General features: G+C 59.9%; 14 protein-coding genes. 11 read left to right on the forward strand and 3 right to left on the reverse strand.

The features are described from left to right. The first annotated feature begins 258 nt into the window (after positions 1 to 258). The 4 genes from NZK35_RS25745 (at position 259) to NZK35_RS25760 (ending at position 8,839) form a co-directional block, all read left to right on the forward strand. On the forward strand, positions 259 to 2,538 hold the full coding sequence (locus NZK35_RS25745) for a leucine-rich repeat domain-containing protein (RefSeq protein ID WP_259635390.1): 2,280 nt from the start codon (positions 259 to 261) through the stop codon (positions 2,536 to 2,538). Positions 2,539 to 2,708: 170 nt separating this feature from the next. Beyond that, complete coding sequence (locus tag NZK35_RS25750; RefSeq protein WP_259635391.1) at positions 2,709 to 4,934, forward strand: hypothetical protein; 2,226 nt, start codon at positions 2,709 to 2,711, stop codon at positions 4,932 to 4,934. 172 nt (positions 4,935 to 5,106) lie between these two features. Continuing rightward, positions 5,107 to 6,723, forward strand: a complete 1,617-nt coding sequence (locus NZK35_RS25755) for a PQQ-dependent sugar dehydrogenase (RefSeq protein ID WP_259635392.1) — start codon at positions 5,107 to 5,109, stop codon at positions 6,721 to 6,723. Between the two features lie 196 nt (positions 6,724 to 6,919). Continuing rightward, entirely contained in the window at positions 6,920 to 8,839 is a 1,920-nt protein-coding gene (locus NZK35_RS25760) for an adenylate/guanylate cyclase domain-containing protein (protein WP_259635393.1), read from the forward strand. Between the two features lie 160 nt (positions 8,840 to 8,999). Here the strand turns inward: NZK35_RS25760 and NZK35_RS25765 are convergent, their stop codons facing one another. Both NZK35_RS25765 and nhaR read right to left on the reverse strand, forming a co-directional pair. After that, positions 9,000 to 9,446 carry a hypothetical protein gene (locus tag NZK35_RS25765; RefSeq protein ID WP_259635394.1) on the reverse strand — a complete coding sequence of 149 codons (447 nt, stop codon included), beginning with the start codon at positions 9,444 to 9,446 and terminating at the stop codon, positions 9,000 to 9,002. Positions 9,447 to 9,638: 192 nt separating this feature from the next. Continuing rightward, on the reverse strand, positions 9,639 to 10,553 hold the full coding sequence (nhaR, locus tag NZK35_RS25770) for a transcriptional activator NhaR (RefSeq protein ID WP_259635395.1): 915 nt from the start codon (positions 10,551 to 10,553) through the stop codon (positions 9,639 to 9,641). A 142-nt stretch (positions 10,554 to 10,695) separates the two neighbouring features. Between nhaR and NZK35_RS34765 the strand changes: the two genes are divergently transcribed. From NZK35_RS34765 to NZK35_RS25790, 4 genes are all read left to right on the forward strand, one after another. Continuing rightward, a complete protein-coding gene (locus NZK35_RS34765; RefSeq protein WP_259635396.1) occupies positions 10,696 to 11,703 on the forward strand; it encodes a sigma-70 family RNA polymerase sigma factor in 1,008 nt (335 codons plus the stop codon). 137 nt (positions 11,704 to 11,840) lie between these two features. Continuing rightward, positions 11,841 to 13,475 (forward strand): cation:proton antiporter domain-containing protein, encoded by a 1,635-nt coding sequence (locus tag NZK35_RS25780; protein ID WP_259635397.1) that lies wholly within the window; start codon positions 11,841 to 11,843, stop codon positions 13,473 to 13,475. 270 nt (positions 13,476 to 13,745) lie between these two features. Then, complete coding sequence (locus NZK35_RS25785) at positions 13,746 to 15,644, forward strand: DUF4914 family protein (protein WP_259635398.1); 1,899 nt, start codon at positions 13,746 to 13,748, stop codon at positions 15,642 to 15,644. After that, positions 15,641 to 16,861, forward strand: coding sequence for a right-handed parallel beta-helix repeat-containing protein (locus NZK35_RS25790; RefSeq protein WP_259635399.1), 1,221 nt, complete (start codon positions 15,641 to 15,643; stop codon positions 16,859 to 16,861). Before NZK35_RS25785 ends, NZK35_RS25790 begins: the two co-directional genes overlap by 4 nt. On the opposite strand, the gene NZK35_RS25795 is transcribed toward NZK35_RS25790, so the two are convergent. Beyond that, complete coding sequence (locus NZK35_RS25795) at positions 16,854 to 17,117, reverse strand: hypothetical protein (RefSeq protein ID WP_259635400.1); 264 nt, start codon at positions 17,115 to 17,117, stop codon at positions 16,854 to 16,856. The genes NZK35_RS25790 and NZK35_RS25795 overlap by 8 nt on opposite strands. 254 nt (positions 17,118 to 17,371) lie before the next feature. Here NZK35_RS25795 and NZK35_RS25800 point away from each other — a divergent pair, with 254 nt between their 5' ends. The 3 genes from NZK35_RS25800 to NZK35_RS25810 are packed head-to-tail and all read left to right on the forward strand — an operon-like array spanning position 17,372 to position 20,447. Next, positions 17,372 to 18,538 (forward strand): efflux RND transporter periplasmic adaptor subunit, encoded by a 1,167-nt coding sequence (locus tag NZK35_RS25800; protein ID WP_259635401.1) that lies wholly within the window; start codon positions 17,372 to 17,374, stop codon positions 18,536 to 18,538. Continuing rightward, positions 18,535 to 19,746, forward strand: a complete 1,212-nt coding sequence (locus NZK35_RS25805; protein ID WP_259635402.1) for an ABC transporter permease — start codon at positions 18,535 to 18,537, stop codon at positions 19,744 to 19,746. The genes NZK35_RS25800 and NZK35_RS25805 overlap by 4 nt, the downstream gene beginning before the upstream one ends. Next, positions 19,743 to 20,447 (forward strand): ABC transporter ATP-binding protein, encoded by a 705-nt coding sequence (locus NZK35_RS25810; RefSeq protein ID WP_259635403.1) that lies wholly within the window; start codon positions 19,743 to 19,745, stop codon positions 20,445 to 20,447. Before NZK35_RS25805 ends, NZK35_RS25810 begins: the two co-directional genes overlap by 4 nt. Positions 20,448 to 20,531: the final 84 nt, after the last annotated feature.

The raw sequence follows: 20,531 nt of genomic DNA on the forward strand, positions 1-20,531 counted from the left end.
GGTATTGGGCTTTAGCCACCCTCTGTCGCTGCTCCGCAGCGAGTGGGAACGCCTAAAGGCTGAACACCAACGGTCTTTTCCGCTCGATAAACGCAACCCTAAATGCCAATCGGGACAGAGCAGCAAAAATTCACCGAAGCATCGCGATGACTGTCCAAAACCATCCCTCTGATCGGTTAAACTGATCGGTTCAATGGATGGAGTCCGGTGGAGCGCGTGAGCGTCTGGTTTGGCAGCAATCTTTTCTAGGGTGGTTCGATGACTCGTAGGCTTCGCTCTGTCACGGTGCTCGCAGCGGTTTTATTTTGCGGGGTGGTCGCGTCGGTGCCCTCTGCCCAAGAAACGCCCCCCCAGCAAGACTCCGCCCCGCAGCTTGAACGCTCGGATCGGCCGAGTTTGCGTTCAAAGTCAGATCGCGTAGATGAAAGGTCGATCGAAACCGCGATCCGCCGACTGTCCGACACCAAATTCTCGCGGCGGCAAGTGGCGTATCTGTTCTTGATCGAATGCGGCAAGGACGCGATCGCGAGTTTGGAACATGCCGCCGGCGATGACGATTTCAACGTCGCCGAACGATGCGTCCGCGCGCTGGCGGAAATCACCCGCGACAGTGAATGCACCGAAGCGGCCCTGATGGCTCTTGACCGGCTCGCCGCGGACGACACCAAACGAGTCGCCAAACTGGCTGCATCGGAATCCAAACGGTTGAGGATGACGAAAGAAGAACTCGCCGTGGAAGCTTTGATCGCCGCCGGGGTCCGTGTCCAACGCTCCACCCGCGGAGCGATTTATTCTCTGCAAATCAGTCGCGACGAGGATCTGTTCTGGCTCAAGTTTCTTCCCCGGCTGCGGCGAGTCAACCTGTCCGGCAACGGCATCACCGACGGCGGCCTGAAGCACCTGTTCGATTGCAAACAGCTGACCGACTTGTCCTTCGCCGGAACCGCTGTGACCGACGCCGGGCTGGCACAACTTCAACATCTCCCCGCGCTGACTGGATTGCATCTGCTCGACAACCACTTCTCCGCCGACGGCATCCGACAGCTCAAGGGGGTCAAAGGGTTATCGTCCCTTTCCTGGTTCTCTCCGATCGACATCGAGTCGTTGCGGGCGGTTGGCGAACTTCAACGCCTCACGTCCTTCAGCCTGTCGACAAAGCAGGTGACTGAAGACTTGATCGACGTCATCAGCCGTTTGACGCAGCTGACAAAACTGCACTTGTCCGCGACCGATTTGACGGACGAGCAATGCGAGCATCTGGCCCGAATCAAAACCGCCACCTACCTGTCCCTGATGCGGTCGCCCGAATTGACACTCGCCGGTTGGGAACATCTCGGCCGAATGGACCTGCATTCCTTGTCGACCTATCAATCACCGATCACCGATGCCGGGATGAAATGTCTCGGCGCGGCGAGGGAACTGAAGTACTTGACCATCTCCGATTCGCCTGTCAGTGACGAAGGGCTGTTGCATCTGAAAGAACTCACGAACCTGCGATACATCAATCTTCGCGCGACGAATGTCACCCAGTCCGGCGCCGATCGATTGAAAGAGCTGCTTCCCAATCTCCGCACCTTGAGAATCGATTCGCCGGGATTCACGCCCGCGAAAGCGTACAGCGTCACGACAGCAATCGACAAAAAGAATGTCCACCTGCGCACCGCACTGACCGACGCAACGCTCAAGGAGCTGCGTCAGGAAAAGGACGTCCACACCGTCTTCATGACCCGCATCAACAGCAACGATCAACAGATTCGAATGATCGCCACGCTGCCGATCAAAGGGCTGGTGATTGATTCCGACGTCGTCACCGATCAGGGCCTTGCCGCGTTGAAAGCGCATCCCCACCTGCAATCCTTGACCGTCACGTCCAGCCGACTCACAGACGAATGCAAAGACGCCATCCTTGCCATCCCGTCCCTTTCCAAACTCTGGCTGCAAAAAGCCCAATTGAGCGACGCGGGAGTCCAAGCGTTGATCACGGGGATGTGCGACAAACAGCAACTCAACTCGCTCAACTTCGGTAGCTGCCCCCAGATCACCAACCAGGCGTTCGACGGCATCGCCGAGCTCGAGTCACTCACGCAGCTGACGCTGCGTGACAATCCGCAACTCGATAGTGGAGTGTTTCGGTTCGTTCGCGAACTGCCCGGGCTGACGGAAATTCGTCTCGAAGGCAACGTGGTCGAGGCCGCGGATCTCGAACACCTTGGCACACTCAGACTTGAACGACTGCATCTGAGCAATGCACGAATCGCCGATGGCGTTATGGCTGCTCTCGTCAAGGCCTGTCCCGATCTCAAACAATTGGGGGTGGCCAAATCGAATCTGGATGATGCCGCGATGGCACCGATCGGAAAGCTCAAACAACTCGAATGGTTGTGGCTCTACGGAACGTCCATTAGCGATGACGGACTGGCCGAATTGGATGATCTGAAAAATCTGAAAAACGTTTATGTCAGTGCTGACTCCGTCACCGCACTGGGCCAGCAGCGGTTCCAGAAACAGCATCCCGCCGCCACGCTGCGACGAAACTAGGCCTTGAGTCGGAACGGAAATTTTTCCGCAATTGGCAGTCAACCCGCCCGCACAACTTCTCCACCTCACGGAGCTTTTCTTCGTCAAACCGAGGTCCGTTTCTAGGTGAATTCCAAGCGAATTGCTTCCGATAGCAGACACTAACCCTCTGCTTTCGATGGAGCCCGCTTGTGCCGATCCGCCCAACTAGAAGTCAACCGAATCCCCCCCGAAAGTTCGTCAAACGTCGGCAGCTGCGCGCCGCGGTTGCCGGATTGACCGCCGGACTCGCGCTCGGCGTGGCCGGCGTTGCCGTCGCCGACGGAGCCATCCAGCTGACGGCACCGGCCAACGTGACGGCACCGGCCAACGTGACGGCACCGAAGGACGTGACGCTCGGTGCTGTGGAGTCCGAGGCCGCGCCCGAGGTGTTGCCTGCCGAGAGCGGTTGGACGAAGCGGCCTGCGACCACCGCGGCGGCCGCAGACCAAGAGGCGACCGCCGTCGTTGCCGAAGGCACGGGGGCCCCGCAGGCTTCCAAAACGATTTCCGCGACGCCCGCCTCGGGCCCCCTGGATCGTTTCCGTGGCGGCTTGCCGAGCCTGCCTTCGATGAAACCCGCCGCCCCGTCGATCCCCACGCCGGGCGACGTGGAACTGGACAACGCCAACGCAACTCCACCGGGGCACGCCAGCGGAGCGTCGCCGACCAAGCCGGACGCATCGCAAGACATGGGGTCCGTGCAACCCCGCCGCGCATCGAATGCTGTCGTGGCCGAAGACGGCTGGATCGCCCGTGACGCGATCAATCGTGTTTCGCCGTTGCGAGACCCCGTTGCCCGATCGACCCGGCCGATCGTGGAAGCGACGACGGAGTCGGCACCGACCGACAACCTCACGCCGGCGTTGCCCCCGCGGGATGATTTTTCTAAACGCAGCCGGTCGCAGCCCCAATCGCAGGTCTTGTCACAGCCCCGATCGATGTCTCTGGGAGAAGCGAAATCCTCCGTCGACTCGACTCGCGAGGTTCCGACCGGTGAACTGCCCTTGCTGCCACCCCCGGACGCGAGTACGTCGGCCGACACCGACAACAGTGACACCGACAACAGTGACACCGGCAACAGTGAGCGGCCGGCTGCCAAGGCGGACGCATCCCCCGCGTCACTGAACGAGCCCTCGGGGCAACCTGCCGACGACGCCCAACCGCTGCCCAAACGAAAACCGCTGACCAACCTCGTCGAAAGCACCTCGACTGCGGTGAAGAAAGAGACAACGCAGAAGGAAGCGGCGAAACCGACCCGGCAGAGCGTCGACCGGGAACCCCAAGCCGAGGCCGCTGCCTCGGCATCGATTGGCGACTTGCAGGGCGACGAATCGCCGGTCCTCGACTACACCGGTCGCCCCGCCGCCGAAGTCACTCCGACGCCGTCGGTCGCGAACATGCGACGCGGCATCGAACGGATCCTGACCTACTTTTACCAGCGTCCAGAGATCGCCACCGGACGCAGTAACTGGGGCATGATGCACGCAATGATGGTTTTCGGTGCGGACACCAAGTTGGCCGTCGGGCGTCAACACTACAGCACGATCGCCTGGATCGCCGGCAACAACAATTGTCGTGGGCAACGTCTGCTGACCCACGACGCCGACGGAATCCAAGCCAAAAGCGGCGTCGGGTTGCAAGGCCACCAAGGTCAGTTCCTGGCCGTCTTGGGCATGTGCAATGTTCCCGCGGACTATCCCTTGTACGCCGGCAAGGTGAAGTACGATGTCACGGCATTGATCGACACCGAGAAGCGGGCCTGCAAGGCGGGTGAAGAATTGACGTTCACGCTGATCGGACTGTCGCACTATCTCGACACCGACAGCAGGTGGGTTGCCGCCGATGGAACCCGCTGGGATTTCGAACGGCTGATCGAAGAAGAGCTGAAACAGCCGATCGTCGGCAGCGCCTGCGGCGGGACGCATCGTCTGATGGGCTACACACACGCCCTACGCAAACGACGCGCCGAAGGCAAACCGATCACGGGCCAGTGGAAACGCGCCGAGATCTTTACCGAGGACTTCGTCAACTATGCGTATTCCCTCCAGAACCGCGACGGTTCGATGAGTACCAATTGGTTCGACGGCCGAGCCGACAACGGCAACGTCGATCGCAAGATCCAAACGACAGGACACATCGTTGAATGGTTGTTGACCGTCACGCCGGACGATCAATTGCAAGACCGCCGCCTGGTCGCCGCCGTGGCGTTTCTCCTCCGCTCGATGGGCTCCGACTTGGATCATGATTGGAGCATCGGTCCCAAAGGCCACGCGTTGCGTTCCTTGGCGATGTACCACCAACGCGTCTTCCGCGCCGGCACACCCTGGATCCCCGAGTCGCTCGCCGATTCGACGCAATCACAACGTCGCCGATAGCAGATGGGCCGGCAGGGTGGGAAACGCCTTCAGCCGGCCGATAGGGTGTCGACCGGCCCAAAGTCTTGTTGCACGATCAAAACGCGATCGCCTCGGTTCATCCGATTTCGTGTATTCTTTGCAGTAGTGTTTCGACGCCGCCGCGCTGAATTAATTTTTCACGGAATCAACGATGCAACGTCTCACGCTCGCCGGCTGCTTCCTCGTCATCTCCATCGTGTCGGCGGGTTCGCCTGCCGCCCCGCCCTCGGTATCAGAACTCGCACGGCATGCGCTGACGCACGCGGGCGACGCCCGACGCGGCAAGCAGCTCTTTGACGACGAACGCGTCACCCGTTGCCTGGCCTGTCATCAGGTCGGCCCGTCGGGCGGCAAGGTCGGACCGGATCTGTCCAAGATCGGGGGCAAGTTTGATCGCATCCACCTGATCGAATCCCTGCTGGAACCGTCACGGCAGATCGTCCAGGGCTATCAGACCCGTGTCGTGTTGACGTCCTCCGGGGACGTTCGGTCGGGTGTCATCACGCAGGAAAATAAACAGTTTCTGTTGTTGCATGATTCCGCGGGCAAACAGTGGCGGATCGCCCGCGGTGACATCGAATCGATCAAACCGAGCGCCACGTCGACGATGCCCGATAACTTGGCCAAAGAGTTAACGAAGCAGCAATTCACGGACCTGATCGCGTACTTGGAAACGCTGCGTACCGGCGTCGGCGATAAATTCGGGTCCGCGACGCGTGGGCCGATTCAAATCCCCACCGGCTACGAGATCCAGACGCTGGTCACCGGACTCTCCGGCGCGACCGCGATGGAAGTGCTTGACGACGGGCGTGTCCTGGTCTGTGAACAAGACGGTCATCTGAGAGTCGTCAAGCATGGCAAGTTGCTGGAACAACCGATGCTCACCCTGGACGTCGAACACCACTGGGAACGCGGCCTGATCGGCGTCACGGTTCACCCGGATTTCCCGGCGACGAATTGGTTGTACGTTTGCTATGTCGTCAATAAACCGTTCACGCATCATCGCGTCAGCCGGTTTCGGGTCCGCGGCGATGTTGCGGACCCCAGCAGCGAGGAAATCTTGCTCCGCGGCGACGACCAGAGTAAGTTCGGCGGCAACGTCCCGGCCGGCCATCAAGGCGGCGCGTTGCACTTCGGCCCCGACCGAAAACTGTATGTCAGCATCGGCGAACAGACGGCAAAGAAACCCGCACAGGACATGAAGGCCTTGCAGGGCAAAATCTTGTGCCTGTTGGAAGACGGGTCCATCCCATTAGACAATCCCTTCGTCGACCAAACCGAAGGCAAGTACCAAGCCATCTGGGCACTCGGTTGCCGCAACCCGTTTACCTTCGCCATCGATCCAGTCACCGGGCGGATGTTGATCAATGACGTCGGCGGTAAGTTTGAAGAAATCAATCCCGGGGTCGCCGGAACCAATTACGGCTGGCCCGACATCGAACACGGACCGATCGATCGACCGGGCTACACCGGCCCGATTCACCATTACCGCGAAGCCTCCATCGCCGGTGGCGACTTCGCCCCCGATACCGCCGGCGCCGAACTCGCCGGCCGCTATGTCTTCGCAGACTTTGTGCACGGCTGGATCCGCAGCATCGACGCCCGGACCGGCGGGCCCGCCGAGACCTTTGCCGGAGGACTGCGTCGTCCGGTGGACCTGCGGTTTTCACCAGACGGGACGCTCTATGTCCTGCTGCGAAACGCCTGGGTCGTCGACGATAAATTTCAACGCGACAGTGGATCGCTGCTACGGATCAGTCGCCGTTAGAGCGACGCGCTGGGGCAAGGTATAGGAAATGGGGTGGTCAAACAATGAAAGACGAAAGCAGCCCCATCCCCCGTCTCCTGCCGTCATTCCGCACGGCCGGGGCTCCATCGAGCAAATCGTTCGCCAGTCATCGGTGCCCCACTTTTTGACCAACCCACTTTTTGACCCATTTCTTTTTTGACCCCTTCATTTTTCCATGTCCCACCTTCGTCTCGCCACCCTCCATGCCGGACTGCGAATCAGCGAGGTGCATGTGGACCAGCCGGTGGTGATCGGGCGACGAGATCCACGCAAAGGCGATCCGCCCCCGGTCGCCTTGCATCAGACGGCAACCGAGACACGGCTGGTCGTCGCCGATGTGCGGCAAAAGGAGATGTCGCGACAATGGATGGAAGTCTCTCCGGTCGAATCGTTTGCCTTTGAACTGAAGAATCTGCACGAGCACTGCCCGGTCGTGATCGTCGGCGATCAAGAGATCCTGCCGGGAGAAGTCCGCCGATTCGAGGACGAAATTCTGGTCGAATTGGGCGGACGATTGACGCTGCAGATCGAAGCGGTTGATGCGTCGGGAATGGGATCGGCCGACTATCGAAGCCTGGAAAGTCTGCCGCTGGTGCCGGGCGGGCAAAGCTACGTGGAGCACACCGCTGCGATCGGGCAATTCGCGCAATCCGAAGGCCAGGAGGTCAACAAGATGCTTCAGCTCGCCTTGCAAGTCGTCCAGGAATCGGTCGGCAGCAACGCGTTCTTTCAAAAGTGTGCCAGCGCGGCGGCCGAGATGGTGGATTTGGATCGAACCGTCGTCTTGCTGCGTGGCGAGACGGCCGAATCCGACAAGTTGCCCGTCGAGTCGGAATTGGAAGGCGGCTGGTTCCAGGTCGCCCACCACACCCGCGGTGAAGGATCACTGGGCGACCCGCGCGGCCGGATCAGTACGACGCTGCTGAAACGTGTCAGCGAGACCTGCTTGACGGTGATCCACCAACCCAAGACGGGATTGATGGGCGGATCGAAGCCCGCCGACGGGAACGTTGCGGACAACGACGCCGATCGCTTGGCGCCGTCACTGCAGAGCGTGCAGTGTGCCGTCGCGTCGCCGATTTTGAATGCCGAACAGCAGGTGATCGGGGTCATCTACGGCGATCGAACGATTTGCGCGAGCGGCTCGCTGGCGACCGGCATCAGCGACATGGAAGCGACGCTGATCGAGATTCTGGCCGGGGCATTGGCCGGCGGCCTGGCTCGTCGAAACCAAGAACGCATTCGCAACTCCTTGGCCGAATTTTTCTCACCCAAGGTGGCCGACCAATTGGTCTCCGACCCACAACTGATGGAAGCGAAAGAGATCAACGTGACGGCGCTGTTCTGTGACATTCGCAAGTTCAGCAGCGTCACAGAGAAACTGGGGCCGCGGAAAGCGATCGAGTGGATCAACGACGTGATGACCGAGCTCAGCCAGTGCGTCATCGATTCCGACGGCGTCTTGGTCAATTACATGGGCGATGAAGTGTTCGCGATGTGGGGCGCCCCCGGCGACCAACGCGACCATGCCGACCGTGCCCTTGAGTGCGCCAAGTCGATGCTGCGGGCGATCGAGAAGCTGCGTTTGCGGTGGAGCAGTGTGCTGCCACAAAAGTTCGGAGCCGGGGTCGGGATCAACACCGGGCCGGCGCTGGTCGGCAACGTCGGCTCGCGGCAAAAGTTCCAGTACGGCCCGTTGGGCAACACCGTCAATCTCAGTTCTCGCTTGCAATCGGCGACCAAACAACTCGGTGTCGCCTGTTTGGCCGGCGAGACAACGGTGCGGTCGGCCGGATGCACCGATCAATGCCGTCGACTGGCCAAACTGTCGGTCGTCGGAATCCAGCACTGCATCAACGTCTACGAAATTCCGCTGCATGTCGACGAAGCCGCCAGGCGACTGAAGGTCGAGTACGAACAGGCGCTCGACGATTTCGAAAACGCGCGATTCGAATCCTCTGCCCGGCGAATCGAAACCTTGATCCAGGACTATCCCCACGATCGACCCTGTCGCGATCTCTTGGGGCGCGTCCGCGTTCAATTCACCCAGCCGTCACGCGACTTTGACGGCGTTTTGTCGCTGACATCAAAATAGTCCGTCGGTTGTCGACACCGCGGCCGGCCTGTCGATGTAAGCCTGCATGCGTCGGCAAGGGGCCACGCAACGCCCCTTGCTCACGCGCCCGGCCGAAATCATTGCGTTGATTTCGGAACATCGATTCGATCGACAGGCCGTCGTGGTGCCGGATCACTGCTCAACGAGTTTCGTATGCGTCGTACACGCCGGCATGTGACACCCGCGCTATCGGTGCCGCCACGGTGTCCGGATGATCGGCGACCGGCTGCATGGGAAATTCCGAATCGTTCTCATTGCCGCGTGACTGTCGTGATCGTCTTCCCTTTTGGACGCGGTCGATTTTTTGATTCAAGCGATAAGCGACGCGCTCGGCGACGCGATTGACCAAGCTGCGATAACTTTCGTCGGAATCATCAATCACGATCGGCGACATTCGTTTCAAGTGAACGACGCACCGGCATTGTTTGTCGACCCCGCCCTTGGGGCCATTGATGTCCCTGAGGCTGATGTTGACGCTGCGGACTCTTGATCCGAATCGTTCCACAGCGTTCCGAATGAGATCGGACACATCTTGTTGGAACGATCGGGACGGTTCGAAATCTCCGAAATGGATGGAAAGCTTCATGGTCATCGCTCTCAAGTCGGTTGCTAACGTGGATTCGCTCCGAACGTGCCGGAGCACTTCCAATCCTATCCCGTCGATCCGCTCGCGTTCTATTCAATCATGCTGCAAGTCCTATAGCATTTTTCGATGCGAGATCAAAACACACCGAGACGCGATCAAGACCTGCCAGCAGAGGAGGGGGCGCAATCTCGATCAGGTCGCCTGGTCTCCAAACAAGACGGATCGGGCGGCATCCGAGATCGCGACAATGGCCGGATGTTTGAGCCTGCGTTCGACGGAAATTGCGTAAAAACGTTCGGTGATTTCCGAAATGCGGCCGATCGGCTCGAGCGAGTATTGATGGCCAACCTCGGCGGCCACCGCGGTGGGCACGACGATCATTCCCTCGCCGGCCTGACCAAAGACCTTCGACAGCGCACTATCCTCGAATTCGTGAACCACCTCGGGGCGAAGGTCCATTTCATCAAACCACTGCTCGAGTGCACGACGCAACGTTGTGTTCTGCGTGGGCAGCAGCATTGGCGCCCCGTTAAGAGAAACGGGGAATTTCTCCTTGTATTTATTAGCTAACGTCGCGGTTCCGAACACCGTGACATCGCACTGTCCCAGCAGGTGATTGAATGCCCGCACGTTGACCCCCGGAGTCAACGGGGAATCGGCCAGCACGACGTCTAAGCGGTGCAGCGCCAGCTCACTGAGCAAGTCTTTCAGTTTGCCCTCATAGACCACCAGTTTCACGCGATGTTCCATTTCGAGCGCCGAGCGGAGGATGCGATAGACCATCAACTTGGGCAGCACGTCGGGCACACCGACGACCAATCGCAATGCATCATTGCTGGGGCGACCACGGATCACGTCGGTCATTTCGCGGCCCAGATGAAAGATTTCGTCCGCGTACCGAAAAACCACCTGGCCGGTATCGGTCAGAAGCATGGACCGCCCCTTTCGATCGAACAACTTCACGCCCATCGACTTTTCCAGCTTCTGGATCTGGGTGCTCAGCGTCGGCTGCGAAAGATGCAGCAACTCGGCCGCCGCCGTGATGCCTCCTTCCTTGGCAACCATCCAGAAGTACAGCAGGTGGTGGTAGTTGAGCCAGTCAACCATCGCGAATCTCGCTTTGTATTTTTCTATGAGACATGCGGATGCTTTCTATTTGTCTAACTTTAGGGATCAGCCGTATGATCCTAAAGTGCAAATCCGCGTGATTGAGACAATTCCTCGCAACGCCTGTTTGGAGACTCCGACCGTGATCCTCCTCGCCGCCGACTCGACCAGCCCGTCGACGTCTTCTTCCCCGCAAATTCAGCAGCAGACGCGCGATCCGCATCGACGCTCGGTCGAGTCCAGCATGGGCCGGAGATCACGGCGCCGTGACAACGGGTTGAATCGCTTCATTTTCATCGACGCCTTCACCGAACCCAACGCGGACTTGACGCTCCTGGCGCCGATGCCCGATTCTGACCAGACGGCGGAGCAGAAACCGCCGGCGAACCTGCCCGTTTACCTGGCCCGTCTGTGGACCATTCCGCTGTTGAGCCGCGCGCAAGAGCACCACGGCTTTCGCAAGCTCAACTATTTGAAGTACTTGCTTTCGGAATTGGAGAACGAGATCCAATCATGCCGCGGGTGCGATGAAATGCTCCGCACCCGCGATACCCTGATCGAGCGGATTCTTGAAACGCGTGGTCTTTTGATCGAATCCAATCTTCGGCTAGTGGTGTCCTTGGCAAAAAAGTACGCCTCACCGCTCTCGGATCACTTTGACGAATTGGTTTGTGTCGGCAATGCAGCGCTCGTGGACGCCGTAGACCGATTCGACTTCCGCCGTGGTTTTCGCTTCAGCACGTACAGTTACACGGTGATTCAGCGATCGTTATTCGATACCCACCATCGCGACCAACGATTTCGAGCCGTCTCGATGAGCGAGTCGCTTGATAGCGTCGACCCGATTGCGGATGACTCCGATCCCAGCGACCTCGCCTCGCTGGAAGCGTCTGAATTTCGGAAGCAACTGCTGGGACTGATGGACGAATTAGACGATCGTGACAAACACATCGTGATGTCGCGTTTGGGATTCAATCGGACAAACAAGGGACTGGCATTCCGGGCCATCGCCGAGGGACTCGGCATCAGCACGACCCGAACGGCGCAGCTGTTTCATCGCAGCGTCGAAAAGATGAGAGCCTCGGCGATCGAGCGCAACGTCAACTTTTGGATGGAGGGTGCCGTGGAAAAGGGTCGTAGCGGTCCCTAGAGTCAGGCAGGCAGCGGTCCGGGACGCCTGGGGTACGGTGAGTCGACCGAGTCTGGTTTTCGGGTACAACATCCAGGAGATCATGGATCCGGATCACTCCCACGACGCCTCGGCATTCCCTACACCTGCCCGACACGATGACGCAAACGCTCATTCACGACTTGCTGTTCATCTTGACCGCGGGGTTATTGGCCGGATTGGTTTGCCGGTGGCTGCACGCGTCGGTGTTGATCGGTTATTTGATCGTCGGCGCGTTGCTGGGCCAGGGCGTTTTGGGATGGGTGCTCGATGAAACCCATCAGTTGGAGCACTTCACCGAAGCGGGCGTGTTTCTGCTGTTGTTTTCGATCGGGTTGGAGTTTTCGCTCGATGACCTGAAACGTTTGGGCACCACGCTTTTCGTCGGCGGGTTCACGCAGATGTCACTGGTCGCCATCCCAGTCACTGCGGTGATGATCGGTCTGGGGATGAGCTGGCAGTCGGCTGTGCTCATCGCGTCGGCGGTTGCGTTCAGTTCGACGGTCTTGGTTTTTAAAGCGTTGTCGGAGTGGGGCCAGTCGCAGCGGCCGCACGGCCGTAGCACGATCGGGATTCTGTTGTTTCAGGACGCTGCGTTGATTCCGCTGTTGTTGATGGTTCCGCTACTGACCGGAGAGGGCAACGCCCCCAGTCTCGGCGAATATGCGCGACTGGCACTTGTTTCACTCGCGTTCGTGCTGGCCGTCATCGTCCTGCGACACCTCTTGTCCAACTGGTTGATTCCGTTGTTTGCTGGATACCGCAGTCCCGAATTGGTGATTCTGTTCACGGTCGTTTCGCTCGGCGGTGTGACGCTTGCGGCCCATTCGGTCGGTCTGCCACCTGCCGTGGGCGCCTTCGCCGCCGGCTTGATCTTTAGCGGCAATCGTTGGACCAAGCAGATCGATGCGTTGGTGCTGCCGTTCCGGGAGACGTTTGCCGCCGTCTTCTTTGTCGGACTGGGTTTGATTTTCGATCCGGCGCTGATTTGGCAAGAACCGCTTTCGATGGGAGCCGCACTGGCGGGAGTCATCGCGCTCAAAACGATGGCCGGCACCGTTGCATTAACATTGACCGGCATGCCGCCCAAGCGTGCCTTGGGGATGGGGATCGGGCTGGCGCATATCGGTGAATTCGCGTTCGTCTTGGTCTTGCTGGGCGTCGAATCGGGTGTGTTGCGCGAGATCGATTATCAACGCGTCGTCGCGATCGCCGTCGGCTCGCTTGTGTTGACGCCGTGGCTGATGAAGTTCGGCTTGCGTTTGGTCCAGGATGAATCCCTGCATGTCGAATCGACGCCACAAACTGCGGCGGACGCCAGCTCGTCGCCGTTGGCGACGGTCATCGGGGCAGGGCCGATCGGCTCGCGGATCGCATCGCAACTCGAAACCATGGGCAAGGACGTTTGTCTAATGGATCTCAGCCCCGTGAACTTACATCCGTTCTCGCAATTGGGATTTCGGACCGTCGCCGGTGATGCCAGTGATTCCAATATCCTGGGTCGCGCAGAAGTTCCCCATGCCGCCCTCGTCGTCGTGTGTGTTCCCGATGATCAAGTCGCCCTGCGGGTGGTCCGCGCGATTCGCAAGATCAATCGGCAGGGCAAACTGTTGGTGCGATGCCGATACCAGGCCAGCATCGATAAACTGGTGCGAAGCGGTGCCGATGTCGTTGTGACCGAAGAAACCGAAGCGTCGCTCGCCTTGCTGCGAGAACTCAATCAGATGGAGCGAGAAGGCCACTTGAAGGACTAGAGTCCGGAGTGATCACGGCACTCCCCGGCGTGAAATCGCCCAACGCGATTCCCGTTGGATTTCGGTCCCCGTCGGTGGGACGATCACCGGGTGCTGTGCCACCACCTTACACCCGCGCGGGCATTTGTTTTTTCAATGCATCGGCGGTGGAATATTTATGCAACGTATTGTCCCCTGGTTGATAGGATTCTGCCGCGATGATGGCGGCGGACCGATCGATCGTTTGAACAGGTCGAAATCCACTGCACCACTTTCCACGAATTCTAATTCATGATTACGTCAACTTTGCCCCGTCTTTCGCTGTCCCGTTCGGCCGAATCGGTGCTCTCGGAAGCAAAGTCGGTTCGTTTTTTTGGGTCGGTGGCGGAACTCGTCGAGGCCGCTGTGCCGCCGGATCAAGTCGATGATCGAGGTTATTTCACGGTCGGCTACGACGTCGGTGGCGAGTTTGTCCCCGAGGCCAAGGTCTGCCGGGTCAAGAATGGCATCAGCGCGAATTATCTGGATCCCTACATGCGTCGCCGTGATTCGGAGTGCATGGTGATCGCAGACGATCGCGCGACCGACAAAATGACGTATCGCAAACGATTCGGCAGCGATTTCGAGGACCTGCGTCAGCAGACGTTCACCTGGCTGAAAGAACAGGACTTGGCGTGCTTCTTTTTCAATGCCGGACGCGACGGCAAAGGTTTGCCCGCGGTCGCGATTTGCCCCGCCAACGCCGGGTTCTTTGCGCTCGGTTTGGCGATGTTGCAGGGTATCATTCCGATCGAAGAGATCGAAGCCAAGGGGGAGGATTACCATCACTCGGCGATCATCTACATCGCGCCGCCATTTCGCCACACCCACTTCGACGGCAAGCAGGTTGTGGTTCACAACCGCCGTGAGGAGCTGCACGAGCTGTACAGTTACAATCTGTACCCCGGGCCGTCGGCCAAGAAGGGCGTCTATGGGATGCTGCTCACGCTGGGTGAGAAACAGGACTGGACGACCGCCCACTGTTCGACCGTGCAGGTGGTGACGCCCTATGACAACACCACCACGATCATGCACGAAGGTGCGTCGGGTGGCGGCAAAAGCGAAATGCTCGAACAAATGCACCGCGAATCCGATGGGCGGTTGTTGCTGGGCGAAAACCTGACCAACGGTGAGAAACGGCACTTGGCCCTGCCGCTGGGATGCGAACTGCGACCGGTCACCGACGATATGGCACTGTGCCATCCGGATCTGCAGGATCCGCAATCCCGTCAGAGAAAACTGACGGTGATCGATGCCGAACAGGCTTGGTTTCTGCGAGTCAATCACATCACACGCTACGGAACCGACCCGCACCTGGAACACCTGACGATCCATCCCGACGAGCCGCTGCTGTTTTTAAATATCGACGCAACGCCCGGTTCAACGGCCTTGATTTGGGACCACATCGAGGACCAGCCCGGAAAACCGTGTCCCAACCCACGTTTGATCTTTCCACGCAGTAAGTACCCAGGAATCGTCAATGACCCGGTGACCGTGGACATCCGCAGTTTCGGCGTTCGCTGCCCACCCTGCACTCAGGAACATCCCACTTATGGGATCATCGGCGTGTTCCATGTCTTGCCGCCAGCCCTGGCGTGGCTGTGGCGACTGGTCGCGCCGCGCGGTCACGGCAACCCGTCTATCGTGGATACCGAAGGCATGAGCAGCGAAGGCGTAGGGTCCTATTGGCCCTTTGCCACGGGCCGACGCGTCGATCAGGCCAATATCTTGCTCAACCAAGTTCTCAACACGCGTGATACCATGTTCGTGCTGATCCCGAATCAGCACATCGGCTGCTGGTCGACCGGATTCGCACCGCAGTGGATCGCCCGCGAATACCTTGCCCGTCGCGGATCGATTCCCTTTGCGGACGACAAATTGATTGATTCGCGATGCACCCTGCTGGGCAAATCGCCGAAAACGATCCAGGTCGAAGGGCAAATCATCGGGCATTGGTTCTTGCAAGTGGAAACACAGCCCGAAGTCGGCACGGAGGGATACGATCGCGGAGCCGAAATCTTGACCGAGTTCTTTCACAATCAAATCCGCCACTTCCTCGATCCGGATCTCGATCCGCGAGGTCGTCAGATCATCGAAGCCTGCTTGGCCGGTGCCTGCGCTGCGGACTACGAAAAGCTGTCCGAAGTATGAATCCGACATCCCGTCAACTCGCCTCGGCAGCATCGCTGGTGCTGGTGTTCTGTTTTGCACCTGGGACCTCTGCCGAGGTGATTCGACTGGGACCTCAAGACAATTGGTTCGCCCGGCTGGGCGGTGATTCGCTGCAGCCCGGTGATGAGGTGGTCTTTCGTGCCGGCGTCTACTCGGACCCGCGACGGTTGGTGCTGCGACACCGTGGCGAGCCGGGCAATCCGATCGTGATTCGAGCCGCCGAGGGCGAACGGGTCCTGTTTCGTCGCCCCGATGCGAAGCAGAACTCGATGAATCTTGAAGGCTGCCGACACCTCGTGTTGAGCGGCTTGGAGATCACCGGCGGCGCGGCGGGCATTCGTATCGGACCCGATGCGAGCGGGACCCCGTCGAGCGATCTGGTCCTTCAAAATCTCCACATCCACCACATCGGCGGCGTCGCCGTGACCTGCAATCACGAAGGGACGGTCTATCGTCGGATCACGCTTCGCAGAAACCACATTCATCATACCGCCGGCCACGGTGAAGCGTTTTACTTGGGGGCCAACGAAGGGAAAGGCGTCTTTTCCGATTCGCTGGTCGAACACAACTACATCCACGACTTGGACGGCCCGAACGTCAGCCAAGGCGACGGCATCGAAATCAAGCAGGGAAGCTTTGGCAATCGAATCGTCGGCAACGTGATCCACGGCACCAAGTATCCGGGCATCACGGTTTACGGTACCACCGGTCAACCGCGCAACGTGATCGAAGACAACGTGATCTGGGACACCGGCGACCATGGAATCCAAGCCGCCGCCGATGCGATCTTGCGCAACAACTTCATCGCCAACGTCAACGGATGCGGCATCTATTCGCGGTCGCACCAGGGGGCGATCCCCGACAACCTGCGGATCGAAAGCAACTACGTCGTGGCCACGGGTAATCCGCCGCTGCGTTTGATCGGCGGCGGATCGGCCGGCGCGGGGATCGAGATCTTGGGCAACACCTTGATGGGCCCGGCCGACGGTTTGGCCGTGCGGGTCGAACGCTTGACCGCTCTGACCGCCAAAGCAAACCGCGGACAAGGCGCGGTGGACGGATCGTCGGCCATCGCGGCGTCTTGGACCCCCGTCAGCCACGCCGCCCCCAGCCTGCCGCGGCTGGAGCCGAACCCCGCTTGGAAGTTCTTGCAACGGTCCGAGTGCGTCCAGAGATTCACCGTCCCGGTCAGGTGATCGGATCGGAGTCACCGGCCGGACCCGCCGATCGGGCGAAGCCGTCGATCACCGCTTCGGCTTCGTCGACGATCCGCCGGGTCACCGTTGCCGCCGAGTCGATCGCGGTGACTTGTCCGGCGACCAGGCTGCGACCACTTCCCAAACCGCCCGATCCGACGACCGGTATCGAGACCGCGTCGACGATCTGCGGCAGCAACACCAGCGACGTGACCGTTCCATGAACATGCCCGCCTGTAAGATCGGGTTGCGGCATTTCAGCACATCACACAGCGGCGTCTGAAGCGAACCGATGGATCCCAATGGATGGTCCTTGAACTGGTGTGATTGGAAACGGAATCTGCCCGCGCGAAGGGACGAGCGGGGCGACGAAGGGACGAGCGGGGCAGGGCAGCAACGACGGCGGCGGCGGCAATCACCTTGACGCGCAGCCCTATCCTGCATGTTAATGTGTATATTCTAAGCCCGCTGACACAAGCTCAGAACGCCCGAACACCTGAAGAGGTTTCCATGCAGAGTCGTTTCATCCAATGGTCGAGGACGTTTGCGAAGTGGCTGGCCGTCTTGGTGGTCCTGGCGGGGGCGGTTTACTGGCTGCGGTTTCGGCCGGTTCCGGTCCAAACGGTTCCGGTTCGCAGCGGTCCGATCGTTTCGGAAATCATCGGGACCGGGACCCTCGAGGCCCGCGTGTCGACAACGATCAGCCCCAAAATTTCCGGCCGGATCACGGTGGTCTCGGCCGACCAAGGTGACACGGTCGCCGAGGGCGATTTGCTGGTCGAGTTGGACGCGGCCGAACTGCAGCAGCAAGTCGAGATCGCCGAAGCCAACGTGGCCGCCTCCCAAGCGGCCATCGTGCGACTGCGTGCGGATAAGGAACGGGCGACGGTGGTGCTGGACCAAACGCAACGAACCAGTCGACGGCTGGAGAGTCTGTTGGAACGATCGGCCACGTCTCAAGAGGAGTTCGAACGTGCCACCGAAGCGATGTCGGTTGCGGTCGCCGACGTGGCCCGCGCCGAAGCGGCGATTACCGAGGGACAAAAGGTTTTGTTGGCGGCGGAAAAGACGCTTCAATACCATCAGGCGCGGTTGCGCGACACTCGGATCCTCGCCCCCTTCGGCGGTTTGATTACGGCGCGACATCGCGAATCCGGTGATGTGGTGGTGCCCGGCAGCGGCATGCTGACGTTGATTTCCACCGACGTGCTCTGGATCAGCGCCTGGGTCGATGAAACGGAAATGTCGAGGGTCGCCGAAGGCCAACCCGCCCGCATCGTGTTCCGTTCCCAACCCGAGCAATCGTATCCGGGGACCGTGGTTCGATTGGCCAACGAATCCGATCGCGAAACACGCGAATTTGTGGTCGACGTGCAAGCCAACGCGTTGCCAGATCAGTGGGCCGTTGGGCAGCGCGCCGAAGTGTATTTGGAAACCGGCAGAAAGCCCGACGCGATTCAAATCGATGCCGCTTCATTAGTGCGTACCAAAAACGGTCACGCCGTGTTCGTCAATGATTCCGGGGTGGCTCGGCTGCGACCGGTGACACTCGGATTGCGCGGACGTGACCGCGTCGAAGTCATCTTGGGGCTTTCCGCAACCGATCAGGTGGTCATGCCGCGTCATGGCAGCGCGTCATTGGTCGACGGAAGTCACGTGAGCGTGGACGAATCATGAATCTGGCCTTGAAGGACATTCGCTACAGCTTTGGACGATTTGCGTTGACCACTCTCGGCGTGGGCATGTTGTTGATGGTGGTGATGGGGATGGGAGGGATCTACCGTGGCGTCATCGAAGACGCGACGTTGTTGATCGATCGCGTCGATGCCGATTTGTGGATCGTCCAACGTGACACCCGTGGCCCGTTCGCCGAAGTCTCGCGGGTGCCGCCCAGTTTGGTGCATCGTGCGACGGCGGTGCCCGGCGTCGCCTCGGCCCGTGAGTTTGTCTACCACACCATTCAACGCGAGCGGAACGGCAAGCCCCTGCGGATCGCGGTGATGGGATTGAGCTGGCCGACCGACAAGGGGGAGTGGATCGCGTTAACCGGCGGCCGAGCGCTGCGTCAAAACCACTTTGAAATGATTGCCAACGAATCGCTGGGGCTGCCGGTCGGACATCGCATCGAGCTGGGGCAGGAAACCTACACGGTCGTCGGCACGACCAACAACATGATCGGCAGCAGCGGCGACGGCATGGCGTTTGTGACCGTCCGCGATGCCCAGGCGATTCAATTCGATGTGCCCGGTGAAGCGGTCCGTCTGGAACGGGCCGCCCGGGAGGCCCGCGGTCGCCGCTTTGATCTGGTCGCACAGCAACCGATGCTCTTGACCAACGCGCAACGCCCGGGAAGCGAATTGCCCGCCGTCGCCCGTCCCGGGCTGAGTGCCGTGATGGTTTCGCTCAAGCCCGATGCGGACGCCGATGTCGTCGCCGACATCATCGGCGGTTGGGGCGACGTCTCGGTGTACACCTCCGACGGACAACGTGAGCTGTTGCTCAAGGGCACGGTCGAAAAGATCAAACGCCAAATCGGACTGTTCCGTGTGCTGTTGACCGTCATCGCAGCCATCATCATGGCGCTGATCCTGTACACGATGACGCTGGACAAGATCCATTCGATCGCGCTGTTGAAATTAATCGGTGCCCCCAATACCGTGATCTTGGGTTTGATTCTGCAACAAGCGTTGTTGTTGGGCGCGTTCGGATTTGCAATCGCCTACCTGGTCGGGCAAAAGGTCTTTCCGATGTTTCCCCGACGCGTCCTGGTGACGCAACCCGACTTGATTCAGCTTGCCGCCATCGTGCTGGGAATCTCGATCTTGTCCAGCGTGCTGGGGATTTGGAAAGCCCTGCGGATCTCGCCCAACGAGGCCCTGTCATGAGCGATGCCGGGGAAACGTTGGCCATCGAAACCGACCGGCTGACCAAGATCTACGGCAGCGGCAATACCGAAGTCGTCGCGATGCGAGACGTGTCGATGCAGGTGCATCGCGGCGAGGTCGTGGCGTTGTTGGGGCCCAGTGGTTCCGGCAAGTCGACGTTTCTGACCGCCGTCGGCCTGATCAATCCGCCGACCTCGGGACGCGTGTTGATCGGCGGCAAGCTGGTGGTCGAGGGCGACGTCCCGCACACCAATCTGCGATCGTTTCGCCGCCGGCACCTCGGATTTGTGTTTCAAAAATCGAACTTGATCCCGTTTTTGTCCGCCCGCGAGAACGTGCAGATCGCGATGCAGCTCAACGGGGACACGCCTCAATCGGCCCGCCGTCGCGCTCAAGAGTTGCTCGACTATCTGGGCGTCGGCGATCGGGGCGAGAACTTGCCGTCGATGCTCTCCGGCGGCCAACAACAGCGCGTCGCCGTGGCCCGCGCGCTGGCAAACCACCCCAGCGTGATCCTGGCCGACGAGCCCACCGCGGCGCTGGACAGCCACCGCGGCCGACAAGTGATGGAACTGTTCGCCAAGGTCGCACACGAACAGCAAGCCGCCGTCATCGTCGTCACCCACGACCATCGATCCTTGGACGTCTTCGACACCCGGTATGAAATGGAAGACGGCTTGATGCGGTTGGCTGAGTCCTGAAACACCTCCACTCCGACGCCCCCCTCTTTTGACCAACCCCTCCTCGGAGACTCGATCGACGCAACCTTCGCGTCCGCGTAGCGA

This window comes from Stieleria sedimenti, from assembly GCF_025060895.1.
In the GTDB taxonomy this organism is placed as follows: Bacteria; Planctomycetota; Planctomycetia; order Pirellulales; family Pirellulaceae; genus Stieleria; species Stieleria sedimenti.

What these genes read in the sequence shown, in the direction of transcription:
- NZK35_RS25785 (WP_259635398.1), top strand. Translation starts at nt 13,746, where the DNA reads ATGATTACGTCAACTTTGCCCCGTCTTTCGCTGTCCCGTTCGGCCGAA.
- NZK35_RS25760 (WP_259635393.1), top strand. Translation starts at nt 6,920, where the DNA reads ATGTCCCACCTTCGTCTCGCCACCCTCCATGCCGGACTGCGAATCAGC.
- NZK35_RS25795 (WP_259635400.1), bottom strand. Translation starts at nt 17,117, where the DNA reads ATGCCGCAACCCGATCTTACAGGCGGGCATGTTCATGGAACGGTCACG.
- NZK35_RS25810 (WP_259635403.1), top strand. Translation starts at nt 19,743, where the DNA reads ATGAGCGATGCCGGGGAAACGTTGGCCATCGAAACCGACCGGCTGACC.
- NZK35_RS25745 (WP_259635390.1), top strand. Translation starts at nt 259, where the DNA reads ATGACTCGTAGGCTTCGCTCTGTCACGGTGCTCGCAGCGGTTTTATTT.
- NZK35_RS25790 (WP_259635399.1), top strand. Translation starts at nt 15,641, where the DNA reads ATGAATCCGACATCCCGTCAACTCGCCTCGGCAGCATCGCTGGTGCTG.
- NZK35_RS25755 (WP_259635392.1), top strand. Translation starts at nt 5,107, where the DNA reads ATGCAACGTCTCACGCTCGCCGGCTGCTTCCTCGTCATCTCCATCGTG.
- NZK35_RS25800 (WP_259635401.1), top strand. Translation starts at nt 17,372, where the DNA reads ATGCAGAGTCGTTTCATCCAATGGTCGAGGACGTTTGCGAAGTGGCTG.
- NZK35_RS25765 (WP_259635394.1), bottom strand. Translation starts at nt 9,446, where the DNA reads ATGAAGCTTTCCATCCATTTCGGAGATTTCGAACCGTCCCGATCGTTC.
- NZK35_RS25805 (WP_259635402.1), top strand. Translation starts at nt 18,535, where the DNA reads ATGAATCTGGCCTTGAAGGACATTCGCTACAGCTTTGGACGATTTGCG.
- NZK35_RS25780 (WP_259635397.1), top strand. Translation starts at nt 11,841, where the DNA reads ATGACGCAAACGCTCATTCACGACTTGCTGTTCATCTTGACCGCGGGG.
- nhaR (WP_259635395.1), bottom strand. Translation starts at nt 10,553, where the DNA reads ATGGTTGACTGGCTCAACTACCACCACCTGCTGTACTTCTGGATGGTT.